Genomic DNA, 14,156 nt, shown 5'->3' with positions numbered 1-14,156 from the left:
GGGGGGATGCTTTTCAGCCGCGGGGACCGTCGCAGAGGTCGAGGATCCTGGTGAACGGCCTGCGGAGCACCACGGCCATCGGCTCCGGCTCCTCCTCGGCGTACCGGGCCAGCGCGGCCCGCGCGGCGTCCGTGTCCGCGCGCGGGTCCCGCCCCGCGAGGATCGCCTCCAGGGCCCGCCCGGTGGCCTCGGCGACCGGGAGGAGGCGGGCCCGGGCCCGGGCGAGCGCCGGGGTGGGCCCGTCGCGCACGCTGAAGAACTCCACCTCGGCGGCCAGGTCCAGCAGCTGGGGCACCGCCCGTACGGCGCGGCCGATCCGGTCGCCCAGTTCGGCCACCTCGGCGCGGTGGCGCCGCCGCAGCGGATTGAACCGCATGGCTTGTTCCGCATCCCGCGCCGCCGTCCCGCAGCCGCGCAGCCGGTCGGCCGCCGCCTGCACCGTCGTCCGGTTCGCGCGCGCCGCCTCGGGTGACCCGATCGCGCGCGTGCCGCGTACGAGGCTGTCCGCCAGACCGGCCGCACACTCCCGTGCCAGCGTCTCCGCCTCCCGGCGGGGGTCCCGCGGCCAGAGCACCGGACCGAGGACGGCGGTGACCGCACCGCCCAGCGCGTTCTCCCACAGCCGGGCGAAGCCGTACGCCTCCGGCGCGGGATTGGCGAAGACCAGCAGCGAGGTCACCGCGACCTGCACGTTCAGTGTCGTACCGGAACTGATGACGGTCCCGCCGAGCAGGGCAAGACCCATCACGACGGCGAGCACGAGCGTGGTCGGCCGGAAGAGGCTGACCACGGTGACGCCCAGGGCCACCCCGGCCAGCACGCCGAGGATCCGCAGCAGCAGGGCCACCAGGGAGGAGGCGGAATCACCGCGCAGGCACAGCAGCGGGACGATGGCGGCGAACACCGGCGGCTGATCGGCACCGGCCCACAGGGCCGTCTGCCAGCAGAGCACCGCGACCACCAGGATCCGGGCCGCCGTCGGCCCCTGCACCCGGAGCCTGCGGCGCACCTGCGACCACGGGGAAACGCCCGTCACCCGCCCACCATAGGCACACGCCACGCTCCGCCGCCCTCCGGTGACACCGCGTGTCCGCACCGGTCGTGCCGCCCCGGCCGCAAACGCGTTCAGCCGAGGGTGGGGGTGGGCCCTGGAGGCGCTCGCCGAGGCACCTGCCATCGAGACCGGGCACTTCGGCGTCGAGGTGAGCATCGTGCGGCCCGGCGCGGTCTCCTCGGGCGGTGCCTGGCGCGCCAGGGTGTTCCTGGCGGACGACGACCCCTGCGCCCCGCTGTACCAGGCGCTGCCGGCGCTCCGCGGTGAGTCGATCACTCCGGAGGAGGTGGACGCCACGGTGGCCCACACGATCGAACGGCCCGACCCGCGCTGCGCGTGCCGGCCCGGATCGACTGGTAGACCGACCCGTGGATCAATCCGTGGATCAACCCGTGGATCGGCCGGTCGATCGGCCGGTCGATCGGCCGGTGGGCGTCACCCGGTGGTGTGAACTTCTTCCCCGTACGCCCGTGGTTGCCCATATGGCCGGTGATTTGGTGTGCTCTGTCCGGCCTAGACTCCGCGCACATGTCGCTGTGGCTGCTCAACCATTTCAGCACCTTCATGCTGGCCGTCATCACCGTCGGCGGGACCGTTCTGCTGGCCGTCACCGGCAGTGTCCTGCTGCGGCGCAGGTACCCGTCGCTGGCCGGTGGGGAGCACAACGACATGGTCGGGGTGACGCTGGGGATGTTCGGCGCCATCTACGGGATCATCCTCGCGTTCGTGATCGTCACGCTGTGGACGCAGCTGGAGGACACCCAGACCATCGTCGCCTCCGAGGCCACCGACGCCGCCCTCATCACCCGTGACGCCGCCGCGTTCCCGGCGGTGGTGCGGGCCCGTCTCGACTCCGCGATGAGCGGTTACGTGCACGCGGTCGTCGAGGACCAGTGGCCGCGGATGCGTGCCGGACACCCCAGCTACGGGGCCACGGAGACCCATCTCCGCGCCGCCTTCGACGTGTTGCAGACCTACTCCCCGAAGACCGAGCAGGAGCAGGTCTTCTACGAGCAGACCGTCGGCCATCTCGACGACGTGGCCTCCCAGCGTCGCGCCCGCATCACCATGGCCCGCCAGGAACTCCCCCTGCTGCTCCAGATCCTGGCCATCGGCGGCGCGATCGTCCTGGTCCCGCTCACGTTCCTCTACGGCATGCGCAAACTGAGAGTCCAGATCCTGTTCGTCGCCTCGGTCGCCGGGCTCGTCGGCTTCAGCCTGCTGCTCGTCTTCGTGCTGGACCGCCCCTTCGCCGGCGACCTGAGCGTCAGCCCCGCCCCGTACCGGGAAGGGGCCCTCGCCCAGTACTGGACCCGGTGAGCGGTCACCAGCTGATCGCGTCGTCCATCGACTGCTGCCAGTACGTGACCTTGAGCGAGTCGTCGACGTAGACGCCCTTCGCGGGCAGTGCCGGGTGCGCGCCCGTGCCGACGCTCTCGCTGCCGGAGCGGCCCTGGAAGTAGACGGTCAGCGACTTCACGGTGTGGCCGTCGGTGCCGCTGCCGTCGGTGGCGGACAGGTTCACCGAGGCGTAGCCGGACTCGCCGGGCGCGAGCGTGACGACCGCCTGCGGCTTCGAGTCCCCGATGACCGGGGGCACGGCCTGCGCCTCGCCGAAGCGGACGGCCGGGTAGCCGTAGAGGTAGCAGGTCCTGCTGCCGGTGTTGGTCACCGTGAGGAGCATGTGGTTCACGGGACGGTTCAGCGGGGCCGCGACCGTCCTGGTGACGGACCCCTCGCAGGTGACCGGCTTGCCTGCCGGGGCGGGCGCCTTCGACGCGGCGGCGGGGGCGGAGGTGCGCGCACCGGAGCCCGTCGTGCCGGTGGTGGCCCTGGCCGCCGGGGTGGCGGTGCCGGACGTGCCGGAGCTGCCCGCGGCGGAGGACCCGGCGGGGGAAGGGGAGTTCGTGGCCGGGGTGCCGGCCGCTGCGACGTCCTCGGTGTGGACGCCGGTGCCGTCGCCGCACGCGGTCAGGGACAGCGCGGCGAGTACGACGGTCGCGGCGGCGGCGACGAGACGGGTGCGGGAGGTGCGGTGGTCGGACATGTGGCCGTGCCCCTTCGGTGTTCGGGTGGCGGTGGTGATTGGATGACCGAAGCCTGCGAGGCGATCTGTCCCAACCGCCAGGCACGGCGGGCAGTTGGGGACACCGGAACGCGGAAACGCGCTCTGGCCAGGGAGAACGTGATGGCCCTGGAACGCGGGACTGGAACGCGAGGGGACGGGGAAACGGGTGTCAGGGGCAACAGGGGCCGACACGACGGAGGCGTTCGCGCTGCTGCTGCGGGAGCTCAAGGACCGCTCGGGACTCAGCTACGGGGCGCTTGCCAAGCGGCTGCACATGAGTACGTCGACCCTGCACCGTTACTGCAACGGCACGGCGGTGCCCGTCGACTACGCCCCGGTGGAGCGCCTCGCGCGGGTCTGCCGGGCGACACCGCAGGAGCTGGTGGAGCTGCACCGGCGCTGGATCCTGGCGGACGCGGCACGGGGGAGCCGGGGGGACCAGACCACGGCGACGGGCGCGGCACAGCGAACCGACGGCGAGAGCGACGGCCGGGGCGGCGACGGCGACGGCGGCGGGAGCGGCGAACCGGTCGCCTCGGCAGTCCCGGCAGTCCCGGTCCCGCCGGTGGTCCCGGCCGCCCCGGCAGCTCCGGCCGCCCCGGTCGTCGTCGACCTGCCGCGCGAGGCCGTGGCGCCGCCGCGTCGGCGCCGTACCGTGCTGATCGCCTCCGTCGCGGCGGCCGCCGTCCTGGGTGCCGTCGCGCTCGCCGTGGGTCTGCCGTCCGGCGGCGGGACCGGCGGGAACGGCGGTGCCGACGACCGGCGGGCGGCCGGTGACACCGCCGTGATCACCGGTACGGCGGCCGCCGGGAAGACGTCCGCCGCGCCGTCCCCGGGAGCCGAGGGGCACCGGCCGTCCGCATCGGCCTCCGCCACCCCCACCGAGTCCCGGTCCCAGGAGGCCGCGGACCCCGGCACCGACGGCAAGCAGGCGGGCGGCACCACCGGTGCCGCCGTCCCGCTCACCGTCAACACGCGTCCCTACGTCTACGACGACCCGTGCAGCCAGCACTTCCTCGTCGACAGCGAGCCCGCACAGGTCGGCCCGCCGGCGAGCGAGCAGGACGCCCCGCGCTGGGCCGCGGCCTACGGGGCGGTGTCCTCGGGCGAGCAGGAGATCGCCCTCACCGTCCAGGGCACCGGCGCGGAGACCGTCGTCCTGGAGGCGTTGCACGTGCGCGTGCTCAGCAAGGGCGCGCCGCTCGCCTGGAACGACTACTCGATGGGCGTCGGCTGCGGCGGTGGCGTCGGGACCAAGTCGTTCGACATCGACCTCGACAACGGCAGCCCCACGGTCACCGCCAAGAACGGCCAGCGCGACTTCCCGTACAAGGTCAGCGAGTCCGACCCGGAGGTCTTCTACGTCTTCGCCCGCACCACGGCACACGACGTCCGCTGGGATCTCACCCTGGACTGGTCCAGCGGCAGCCGCCACGGCACCGTCCACGTCGACAACGCCGGCACCTCGTTCCGTACCAGCGCCGACGTGAACCGCCCGGGCTACGACTACCCGCTGGGCGGCGGCGAGTGGATCGTGCGGCAGGGCGGCTGACGGTGTCCGGGCCGGCGGCCCTTGGGCGGCGTCGGTGCGCACGAGCAGGTCCTCGTGGAAGGGATCGCCGCTCGCGACGAAGGTCCACGGCCGCACCCCGTCCCGCATGCGCTCCGCATCCGCCTCGAACGGCACAGTGACCCCCTGCTCGGCCAGTGCCTCCATGACCCGCACCACGTCGGCCAATGCCCTGCCTCCACCCTCTCGAACAGGCGGCTCGCCCTACAGCGCGGCACTCACACGCCGTGCGTGATCGGACGCGGAGCGCTTCGGTGGGGCGAGCGGATGTGGTTCAGGGGTGATGTAGTCGTACGGGTTTGGTGTTATATGAGCCGTATGCACCAACTGCTCCGGCGGATGCGGACCTGGTACGGGATACGCACTGTTGCCGGCCAGATGTTCCTGCTGCAGGTCGGAGTCGTCCTGGTTCTCGGGGCGACGGCGGTCGCCGCCCTCCTGCTCCAGTCGCGGTCCGACGCCGACCGGGAGGCCCGCAACCGCACACTCGCCGTGGCCTCCGCGGTCGCCGCGGACCCCACCGTGCGGCAGGAGCTGGTGGGCACGCATCCGACCGCCGTTCTCCAGCAGTTGGCCGAGGAGACCCGCAAACGCTCGCACGTGGACTTCGTCGTCGTGATGAGCCCCAAGGGCATCCGCTACACCCATCCGAACCCCGCCCAGATCGGCCGCCGCTACATCGGCAGCATCGCGGCGGCGCAGCACGGCGGCATCGTCACCGAGACGACGACCGGGACCCTGGGCCCCTCCGTGCGGACCGTCGTGCCCGTGATCTCCCCCGAGGGCAAGGTGATCGGGCTGGTCTCCGCGGGCATCACCGTCCACCAGGTTGCTCTCGCGGCCGGCCGGCAGGCCCCGCTCGTGCTCACGGGCACCGGGGTGGCGCTCGCGGCCGCCACCGCCGGCACGGCACTCGTCGGCAGGCGCCTGTGCCGGCAGACCCACGGCCTGGGGCCGGTCCAGATGACGCGCATGTACGAGCATCACGACGCCGTTCTGCACTCGGTGCGCGAAGGTGTCCTCATCGTCGATCCGCACGGCCGCCTGCTCCTGGCCAACGACGAGGCGCGGCGCCTGCTGGGCCTCGCGGCGGACGTGGACGGCCGGCCCGTCACGGAGCTGGGGACCGCCCCCGCGGCCGCACAGCTCCTCGCCTCCGGCAGGGCGACCACGGACGAGGTGATCGAGGTCGGCGACCGGCTGCTGGCCGTCAGCCAGCGCCCCACGGACGCACCGTCCTGCCCGCCCGGTCGACCCGGCCCGCCCGAACCGCGCAGACCGGGCAGACCGGGCGGCTGGGTCGCCACCCTGCGCGACACCACCGAACTCAGCGCGCTGATGGGCCGGATCGAGGTGGTCCAGGGGCGGCTCAAGCTGCTGTACGACGCCGGACTGCGCATCGGCACCACCCTCGACGTGCGGCACACCGCGGAGGAACTGGCGGAGTTCGCCGTACCCAGGTTCGCCGACTACGTCACCGTCGACCTGACCGACGCCGTGCTGCGCGGCGAGGAACCGGACGCGGTGAACGCGGCGGAGCTGCGCCGGGTCACCCTGCACGGCATCCGGCGGGGGGTGCCGCTCTACCCGCCCGGCGCGCTCATCCACTTCGACCCCTTCACCCCGCAGGGCGAGGGCTTCGGCTCCGGCCGGATGGTGCTGGAGGCCGACATGGCGGCCTTCTCCGGCTGGCAGGCCCAGGACCCGGAACGGGCCCGGCAACTGGTGGCCTACGGCATCCACTCCATGATCGCCGCTCCGCTGCGGTCCCGCGGAGCCGTCCTCGGGGTGGTGACCTTCTGGCGTTCCAAGGAGCCGACCTCCTTCACCGGGGAGGACCTCTCGCTCGCCGAGGAACTGGTCGCCCGCGCGGCGATCAGCATCGACAACGCGCGCCGCTTCACCCGGGAGCGCACCATGGCGGTCACGCTCCAGCGCAGCCTGCTGCCGCAGGCCCTGCCGGAGCAGACCGCCGTCGACGTCGCGCACCGCTACCTTCCGGCGGGGGCGGGACCCGGCGGTGTCGGAGGTGTCGGGGGCGACTGGTTCGACGTCATACCGCTGCCCGGGGCGCGCGTCGCCATCGTCGTCGGCGACGTCGTGGGGCACGGACTGCACGCCGCCGCGACCATGGGCCAACTGCGCACCGCCGTACACAACTTCGCGACGCTCGACCTGCCGCCCGACGAACTCCTGTGGCACCTGGACGAGCTGGTCACCCGCATCGACCAGGACCGCGACGGCAACGGCGGCACCCCGACGCTCACGGGTGCCACCTGCCTCTACGCGATCTACGACCCGGTCTCACGGCTGTGCACCATGGCCAGGGCCGGCCACCTGGAACCCATCATCGTGCCCCCGGACGGCCGCGCCCACCTGCCCGGAATACCGGCCGGCCCGCCGCTCGGGCTGGGCGGAATGCCCTACGAGCGGAGCGAGGTGGTGCTGCCCGAGGGCAGCGGCATCGCACTCTTCACCGACGGCCTGATCGAGGACCGGCGCCACGACATCGACGTGGGCATCGAGCGGCTGCGCCGGGCCCTCGCGGTGCCGGGGCGGACCCCGGAGCAGATGTGCGGGGCGGCGATCGACGCCATGGTGCCGGGGGCGCCCCGCGACGACGTGGCCCTGATCGTGGCCCGCACCCGGATGCTGGACGACAAGCACACCGCGTCCTGGACCGTACCGTCCGACCCCTCGGCCGTCGCCGGTGTCCGGGCCGCGGCCACCGACCTGCTGCACGACTGGGGCCTGGAGGAGGAGGCGTTCACCCTGGAACTCATCCTCAGCGAGCTGGTCACCAACGCCATCCGGCACGCGACGGGCCCCGTCGGGGTGCGCCTGATCCGGGACCGCAGCCTCATCTGCGAGGTGTCCGACGGCAGCAGCGTCTCCCCGCACCTGCGCCGGGCCACCACCATGGACGAGGGCGGCCGCGGACTCTTCCTGGTGGCCCAGTTCGCCGACCGCTGGGGGACCCGCTACACCGACGACGGAAAGGTCATCTGGACCGAGCAACGGCTCTACGCGCAGCTGTGAGGACGGGCTTCCCGAGCCGTTCGGCTCCTTCCTCACGACCGGGTGAAGGCCAGGACGACGTTGTGGCCGCCGAAGCCGAAGGAGTGGCTGAGGGCTGTGCGAACGTGCTGGGAGCGGGGCTGTTTGGTGACGCAGTCGATGTCGAACTCGGGAGCGGGCGCCTGGAGATTGGCGATCGGCGGGACCCGTCGGTGCTGGATGGTCAGGACCGTGAGGGCTGCCTCGATCGCACCGGCGGCGCCGAGTGTGTGGCCGAGTACGCCCTTGTTGGCGGTGACGCTGGGGCGGTGCGGCAGGGCGCGGGCGATCAGTGTGGCCTCGGTGGCGTCGTTGAGCGGGGTGGACGTGCCGTGGGCGTTGACGTGGTCCACGTCGTGGGGGGCGAGGCCTGCTTCGTGAAGAGCGGTGCGCAGGGCGGCCTCCGCACCGTGGGCGCCCGGCGCCGGGGTGGTGGGGTGGTGGGCGTCGGAGGTGCTGCCGCACCCGGCGAGCAGAGCGCGTGGCCGGACGTTGCGGGCGGCCGCGTCCGCGGTGCGTTCGAGGACCAGGATGCCGGCCCCCTCTGCCATCACGAAGCCGTCGCGGTCGGCGGCGAAGGGCCGGGACGCCCCGGTGACGAGGCCGGTCCGCCCGGACAGGGCACCCATGCGCCAGAAACCGACCGTGGACATGCGGCTGATCGCGGCTTCGGCGCCGCCCGCCACGGCGACATCGCAGAGGCCGGCCACGAGCAGGTCACGAGCCAGCGCGATCGCGGTGGCTCCGGAGGCGCAGGCGGTGGCCGGGGCGAGGCTGACACCCTGGGCGTGCAGGTCGATGGAGACCTCGCCGGCGGCGAGGTTCGGGATGATCATGGGGACGGTCAGCGGAGACACGCGGTCGGGGCCGTGCCGGTCGAGCCGCGCGTACTGCTCCTCCCACTTCTCGGTCCCGCCCATGCCGCAGCCGACGACGGTGGCCACCCGAGCGCCCTGCCAGGTCGCAGGATCCAGGCCCGCGTCGCGCACCGCCTCCCGGGCGGCGAGGACGGCGAGTTTGGCGAACCGGCCCATGCGCCAGGACTTGCGGCCGACGGCGCGGTCGATGTCCTCCTCACTGCTGGGGAGCCGGCAGGAGAAGTCGACGGGCAGGCCGTCCAGGACCGGGTCGCGTGCGGCGAGGGACTGCCCCGCACAGACCGCGTCCCACGTGGCTTCGGCTCCCTTGCCGCCCGCGGTGACCAGGCCGAGCCCGGTGACGGCGATCGGCGGCTTCGCGGGGGTCATCGGGGGGTCGCCGGGGCTGCGCGCAGCTCGTCGAGGTGGGCGGTGACCTCGGCGAGGGTCGTGGTCCTGGAGGCGCGCTCGCCGTCGGGTTTCACACCGAGGCGTTCTTCGAGGACCAGGACGAATTCGGCGAGCGCGAGGGAGTCCAGGTCGAGCTGTTCCAGAGTGAGGTCCGGGGACAGTTCGTCCTCGGGGATCCGGAAGCTGGAGGTGAGGACGGCGCGGACGTGGTCGTAGGTGTCGGTGGTGTCGTTCATGCGGCGTCCTTGCGTGGTCGTGGTCGTGGTCGTGGTGGAGGATGCGCGGTGGGGGATGCGCCTCAGGCGGCGTCGGGGTGCCATTCCAGGAGGAGCATTCCGGCGGAGGCTCCGCTGGCGAGACCGAGGAAGGCCACCAGGTCGCCGGGCCGGAGCCGGTTCTCCTGGGACGCCCTGACGAGTTGCAGGGGGAGGCTCGCGGTGGCGACGTTGCCGTAGCGGGGGAAGGTGGTCATGGTCCTGTCCCGGGCGAGGCCGGTGGACTCCAGGATGGCGTGGGTGAAGGGAACGGATGCCTGATGCAGGCAGACGAGATCCAGATCGCCGGGTTTGTGGCCCCACTCGGCCAGTTCGGCGACACAGAACTTCTCCATCCCGCTGAAGGAGGCGGCCAGGGCCCGGGAGTCGAAGCGGACGAAGGGCGGCTGCGGGTCCGGTGAGAAGTACGGGCTGGTCACCGTCGCGGCCCGCCAGCCGGCGGAGTTGGTGCGCCAGCGCACCCCCAGCAGCCCGGGGCGGTCGCTGGCCTCGAGCAGCAGGGCGGCACCGAGGTCGCCGAGGGTGAGCGCGGGCAGCAGCAGGGCGAGTTCGTCGCGGTCACGTACCGGGAGGCGGGAGAGCGTGCTGCCCCGTTCCCCGGTGACGACGAGCACCCGGGCGTAACGGCCGGTTCCGATCAGCGCGTCGGCGATCTCCAGGGCGTTGAGGAAGCCGTTGCACGCGTTCTGGACGTCGAAGACGGGTGCCGTGATCCCGAGCTTGTCGGCCACGACATGGGCGGTGGCGGGTTCCTCCAGGTCCTCGCTCGCGGACGCGAAGACGAGCAGGTCCACGGCATCGGAACGCAGGCCGCACTCGTCGAGGAGGCTGCGGGCGGCCGCCGCGGCCAGGTCGGAGGGCCAGGTGCCGGCCGGCGCGACGCGGCGCTCCTCGAATCCGTACATCTGCCGCAGCACTCCCGGCAGCAGGCGGACGCCGGGGTTGCGGGAGCGGATGTCGTCCTCGATCTCCCTGCCGGTCTGCCGCTGTTCGGGCACGTGGACTGCGACTCGGCGGATCGTGCTGTGGCGGGGCTTGGTCATGGAAGTCAGGTCGTCTCCTCGGCCCTGGCCGCAGTCGTCGTCGGGCGACGTCACCGGCGGCGGGGGAGGTCAGTGAACTGACACCCGCAGACGCACCGCAACCGGATGCCGGTGCGGATCCACCATGGGAGTGATCATGGTCGGGAACTTCATCCCTGGGAGTTAAGCAGGTCACGTGACTTATCCAGGGACGCCGACAATGCTGCGGTGTCATCGACCGAGGCCGTGTCCGCCTGTCCCGACTACGACTTCGCCCCGCACTGGTTCACGCAGGGTGGTGTGCGTCAGCACTACCTGGACGAGGGGGAGGGCGCGCCGCTGCTCATGCTGCACGGCAACCCCAGCTGGAGCTACATGTGGCGGCACCTGGTGCGCGACCTGCGCGGGAGCCACCGGTGCATCGTGCCCGACCACATCGGCATGGGCCTGTCCGACCGCCCCCGGCCGCCTGCCCACCCGTACACCGCCACCGGCCGCCTGGCAGACCTGGAGCGCCTGGTAGGGCACCTGGTGACCGAACGCGGCCTGCCGGACCGGGGCTGGACCCTGGTCGGGCACGACTGGGGCGGCATCATCGGCATGGCCTGGGCACGGCGCCACCCGGAGTGGCTCTCCCGCATCGTCATGCTCAACTCGGCGGCCTTCCCCGTGCCGGCCGGCCACCGGCTGCCGTGGTATCTGCGCCTGATCCGCGACGGAGGCCGCCTGCCGGCGTGGTTCGTGCACCGCACCAACGCCTTCGCACTGGCCGCCGCCCGCCTCGGCGTGACGTCCCCGCTGCCCGCGCCGGTACGCCGTGCCTATGTGGCGCCCTACCGCGGCGCGCACCGGCGTCTGGCGGTGCTCCGTTTCATCCAGGACATTCCGCTGACTCCCGCCGACCCGGCGTGGCCGCTGGTCGACGTGGGCCCCGTCGAGGCACCGGAGATGACCGCACTGCCCATGCTGGTGTGCTGGGGCGGCCGGGACCCCGTCTTCGACCACCGCTTTCTCGCCGAGTGGCGGCGTCGCTTTCCCTCGGCCGAGGTGCAACTGCTGCCCCGTGCCGGCCACTTCGTCCAGGAGGACGCCCGCGATGAGGTCATCGCCCGTGTACGGGAGTTCCTCGCCCGCCGGCCGCAACGGCGGAGCTGACCCCGTGCCCGATTCCACCCCCGCCCCGGCCGGCCCGCAGGTGGGGCTGCTCGGACGGCTGTCGGACCGGCAGCGTTCCCAGCCCGGCGTCGTCGCACTCGACATCTTCCACGGCGGGCGCCGGGAACGCGTGACGTACGCCGACCTGTACAGCCGGTGCCTGCGCACCGCGGACGCGCTGGCCGCCGCCGGCATCGGGCCGGGCACGCGCACGGTGGTGATGACCCGCCGCCCACGGGACCTGCTCACCACGGTGTACGCGTTGTCCGCGCTCGGCGCCTGCGCGGTGCTGATCGACCCCGGCCTGCCCCGCCAGGCGCTGCGCCAGTGCCTGCGCGAGGCCGACCCGCAGGCTTTCGTGGGGGAGCCGCTCGCCCACGTGGCACGCGTGCTGCGCGGCTGGGTCCCCGGCGTCCGCACGGTGGTCTCCACCGGCTCCGGACCGTGGCCCACGATCACCGCCCTCGCCCGTACGGCACCGCGCGCGTCACTCGCCGCCACCGACGACAGCACGGCTCTGATCGCCTACACCTCAGGCTCCACCGGCACGCCGAAGGGCGTCGTCTACACCAACGAACAGCTGGTGCGGCAGTGCGGCGCCACCTCGGACCTGCTCGGCGCCCGGCCGCGCACCGCCATGCTCGTCGGCTTCCTGCCCTTCGCCCTGGGCGGCCCGACCCTCGGCGTCACCGTCGTGATCCCGCAGATGGACTTCCGCAGGCCGGCCCGGGCCCGCCGCGACGACCTGCTCCAGGCGGTGGCACGCTCGAACGCGACTTCCCTGCTGGGCTCCCCGGCACTCATGTCCGTGCTGGCTGCCGACGGCCGCGCCGAACCGGCCCTCGCCGGCGTGCGGTCGGTCGCCACCTTCGGCGCGCCGCTGGAGTACGACCTGCTGGATCGCCTCACCACCGCGCTGCCCGACGAGGCCCAGATCCGCACCGTCTACGGCGCCACAGAGAGCCTGCCGGTGAGCGCGGCCGACGGCCAGACCCTGCGCGCCGTGCGCGCCGCATCCGAACGCGGCGGCGGCCGCTGTGTGGGCCGTCCGCATCCGTCCCTGCACGTGGCGATCATCCCGGCCGGCGCAGGACCGATCGCCCACTGGGCCGATGTGGCGCCGCCACCCGCCCACACCGTCGGAGAGATCGCGGTCCGCGGCCCTTCGGTCAGCCGGACCTACTTCGGCCGCCCGCACGCCGACGCCCAGGCCAAGATCCTCGACGACGGGCACGTCTGGCACCGCACCGGCGACCTCGGCCGTACCGACACCGAGGGGAACCTCTGGTACTGCGGACGCAAGGCCCACGCCGTACCCGGCACCGACGGCCCCCTGTACACCGAGTGCGTCGAGCCGGCCTGCAACACCGTCGCCGCGGTCCGCCGCACCGCCCTGGTCGACGCCGGCGACGGTCGCCGCCCCCGGCCCACGCTGTGCGTGGAGACCGACGGCCCACGAGACAGCGCCGAACGGACCCGCATCGTCACGGACCTGCGCCGGACTCTCGCCACGCTGGACGGCGGCGGCCAGATCCGGACGATCGTCTTCCACCCCGGGTTCCCCGTCGACATCCGGCACAACTCGAAGATCGAGCGAGGCGCGCTCGCCCGGTGGGCACAGCAGCGCCTGACGGCGGACCCCCGTACCGCACCCGCCGTGGAGGATCGCGCATGAAGGTCCTCGTCACCGGCGGCAGCGGGTTCCTCGGTGCGGAGATCTGCCGGCGTCTGACGGCCCGCGGCCACGAGGTGCGTTCCCTGCAACGCGGCCGCCGGGCGCTGCCGCCGAACGGGGCCGAGACCGTGCTGGGCGACATCCGCGACACGGCGGCGGTCGCGCACGCCGTACGCGGCTGTGAGGCCGTCGTGCACACCGCCGCGCTGGCGGACGCATGGGGGCCGCGACGCGACTTCGCGTCCGTCAACATCGCGGGAACCGCGGCCGTGATCGACGCCTGCCGGCGGCACGGGGTGACCCGGCTGGTCCACTGCTCCAGCGCCAGCGTGGTGTTCGCCGGACGGGACCTGGAGGGGGCCGACGAGTCCACCCCCTACCCCAGGCGGTTCCTCGCCCCCTACCCCTGGTCCAAGACCCGGGCCGAGCAACTGGTGCTGGCCGCCGACAGCTCCCGGCTGGCCACCGTGTCGCTGCGTCCCCATCTGATCTGGGGCGAGGGGGACCCGCACCTGCTGCCCGGCCTGCGCGCCGCGATCCGGCGGGGCAGACTGCTGCTCCCGGGAACCGGCGCCAACCGCGTGGACACCGTCCACGTCACCGACGCCGCCGACGCCCACGTGCTCGCCGTGGAGAAGCTCACCGCGAACTCCCCCCTGGCCGGGGCGAGTTACTTCATCACCCAGGGCCTTCCCTGCACCCTCGCCGCCACCGTCCGCGGCCTGCTGGCACACCACGGCATCACCGCGGAGATCCGCTCGGTGTCCGCGACGGCCGCACGCACGGCCGCCCCGCTCATCGAACTGACGGCCAGGGCAACGCGCAGCCGACACCGCCCCCTGCTCACGCGCTTCCTGGCGGCCGAACTCACCCGCGCCCACTGGTTCGACATCTCCGCGGCCCGCCGCGACCTCGACTACACGCCCACCGCCCACTCCTGGCAGACCACCGTGCGAACTTAGACAGGCGGAGAGACCGGACCTAGCCTGGCAGGCCGAGGGGCGATGCGAAG

Annotated in this window: 11 protein-coding genes; 6 read left to right on the top strand and 5 right to left on the bottom strand. The window is 73.2% G+C overall.

Features of this window, described 5'->3' with window-relative positions; all coding sequences use genetic code 11:
- Window positions 1–13 precede the first annotated feature (13 nt).
- Window positions 14–1,036, bottom strand: a complete 1,023-nt coding sequence (locus tag ACWGKQ_RS01075) for an FUSC family protein (protein ID WP_453289742.1) — start codon at window positions 1,034–1,036, stop codon at window positions 14–16.
- A 546-nt stretch (window positions 1,037–1,582) separates the two neighbouring features.
- On the opposite strand from ACWGKQ_RS01075, the gene ACWGKQ_RS01070 reads away from it, so the two are divergent.
- Window positions 1,583–2,374 (top strand): bestrophin-like domain, encoded by a 792-nt coding sequence (locus tag ACWGKQ_RS01070; protein WP_453289741.1) that lies wholly within the window; start codon window positions 1,583–1,585, stop codon window positions 2,372–2,374.
- A gap of 4 nt (window positions 2,375–2,378) precedes the next feature.
- Here the strand turns inward: ACWGKQ_RS01070 and ACWGKQ_RS01065 are convergent, their stop codons facing one another.
- Window positions 2,379–3,101: a DUF4232 domain-containing protein gene (locus ACWGKQ_RS01065; RefSeq protein ID WP_453289740.1), complete on the bottom strand. Its 723-nt coding sequence runs from the start codon at window positions 3,099–3,101 to the stop codon at window positions 2,379–2,381.
- A gap of 187 nt (window positions 3,102–3,288) precedes the next feature.
- On the opposite strand from ACWGKQ_RS01065, the gene ACWGKQ_RS01060 reads away from it, so the two are divergent.
- A complete protein-coding gene (locus ACWGKQ_RS01060; protein ID WP_453289739.1) occupies window positions 3,289–4,674 on the top strand; it encodes a helix-turn-helix domain-containing protein in 1,386 nt (461 codons plus the stop codon).
- 336 nt (window positions 4,675–5,010) lie between these two features.
- Complete coding sequence (locus tag ACWGKQ_RS01055; RefSeq protein ID WP_453289738.1) at window positions 5,011–7,731, top strand: SpoIIE family protein phosphatase; 2,721 nt, start codon at window positions 5,011–5,013, stop codon at window positions 7,729–7,731.
- Between the two features lie 32 nt (window positions 7,732–7,763).
- Here ACWGKQ_RS01055 and ACWGKQ_RS01050 read toward each other — a convergent pair whose 3' ends face one another.
- From ACWGKQ_RS01050 to ACWGKQ_RS01040, 3 genes are all read right to left on the bottom strand, one after another.
- Window positions 7,764–8,996 carry a beta-ketoacyl-[acyl-carrier-protein] synthase family protein gene (locus ACWGKQ_RS01050; protein WP_453289737.1) on the bottom strand — a complete coding sequence of 411 codons (1,233 nt, stop codon included), beginning with the start codon at window positions 8,994–8,996 and terminating at the stop codon, window positions 7,764–7,766.
- Complete coding sequence (locus tag ACWGKQ_RS01045; protein WP_453289736.1) at window positions 8,993–9,253, bottom strand: acyl carrier protein; 261 nt, start codon at window positions 9,251–9,253, stop codon at window positions 8,993–8,995. Before ACWGKQ_RS01045 ends, ACWGKQ_RS01050 begins: the two co-directional genes overlap by 4 nt.
- A 62-nt stretch (window positions 9,254–9,315) precedes the next feature.
- Entirely contained in the window at window positions 9,316–10,335 is a 1,020-nt protein-coding gene (locus ACWGKQ_RS01040; RefSeq protein WP_453289735.1) for a 3-oxoacyl-ACP synthase III family protein, read from the bottom strand.
- A 207-nt stretch (window positions 10,336–10,542) separates the two neighbouring features.
- Between ACWGKQ_RS01040 and ACWGKQ_RS01035 the strand changes: the two genes are divergently transcribed.
- The 3 genes from ACWGKQ_RS01035 to ACWGKQ_RS01025 are packed head-to-tail and all read left to right on the top strand — an operon-like array spanning window position 10,543 to window position 14,106.
- A complete protein-coding gene (locus ACWGKQ_RS01035; protein WP_453289734.1) occupies window positions 10,543–11,469 on the top strand; it encodes an alpha/beta fold hydrolase in 927 nt (308 codons plus the stop codon).
- Between the two features lie 4 nt (window positions 11,470–11,473).
- Window positions 11,474–13,144, top strand: coding sequence for a fatty acid CoA ligase family protein (locus tag ACWGKQ_RS01030; protein WP_453289733.1), 1,671 nt, complete (start codon window positions 11,474–11,476; stop codon window positions 13,142–13,144).
- The gene (locus tag ACWGKQ_RS01025; protein WP_453289732.1) at window positions 13,141–14,106 is read left to right on the top strand and encodes an NAD-dependent epimerase/dehydratase family protein; all 966 of its coding nucleotides are present in this window, start codon (window positions 13,141–13,143) and stop codon (window positions 14,104–14,106) included. The genes ACWGKQ_RS01030 and ACWGKQ_RS01025 overlap by 4 nt, the downstream gene beginning before the upstream one ends.
- Window positions 14,107–14,156: the final 50 nt, after the last annotated feature.

The sequence above is a fragment of the Streptomyces sp. NPDC054770 genome, from assembly GCF_053611985.1.
The sequence above is the reverse complement of the archived record's forward strand: the minus strand, read 5'-3'. Positions and strand labels throughout refer to the sequence as shown.

Bases quoted from the DNA above. Each gene is read 5' to 3' on its own strand.
- ACWGKQ_RS01070 (WP_453289741.1), top strand. From the start codon at position 1,583: ATGTCGCTGTGGCTGCTCAACCATTTCAGCACCTTCATGCTGGCCGTC.
- ACWGKQ_RS01065 (WP_453289740.1), bottom strand. From the start codon at position 3,101: ATGTCCGACCACCGCACCTCCCGCACCCGTCTCGTCGCCGCCGCCGCG.
- ACWGKQ_RS01055 (WP_453289738.1), top strand. From the start codon at position 5,011: ATGCACCAACTGCTCCGGCGGATGCGGACCTGGTACGGGATACGCACT.
- ACWGKQ_RS01050 (WP_453289737.1), bottom strand. From the start codon at position 8,996: ATGACCCCCGCGAAGCCGCCGATCGCCGTCACCGGGCTCGGCCTGGTC.
- ACWGKQ_RS01045 (WP_453289736.1), bottom strand. From the start codon at position 9,253: ATGAACGACACCACCGACACCTACGACCACGTCCGCGCCGTCCTCACC.
- ACWGKQ_RS01040 (WP_453289735.1), bottom strand. From the start codon at position 10,335: ATGACCAAGCCCCGCCACAGCACGATCCGCCGAGTCGCAGTCCACGTG.
- ACWGKQ_RS01025 (WP_453289732.1), top strand. From the start codon at position 13,141: ATGAAGGTCCTCGTCACCGGCGGCAGCGGGTTCCTCGGTGCGGAGATC.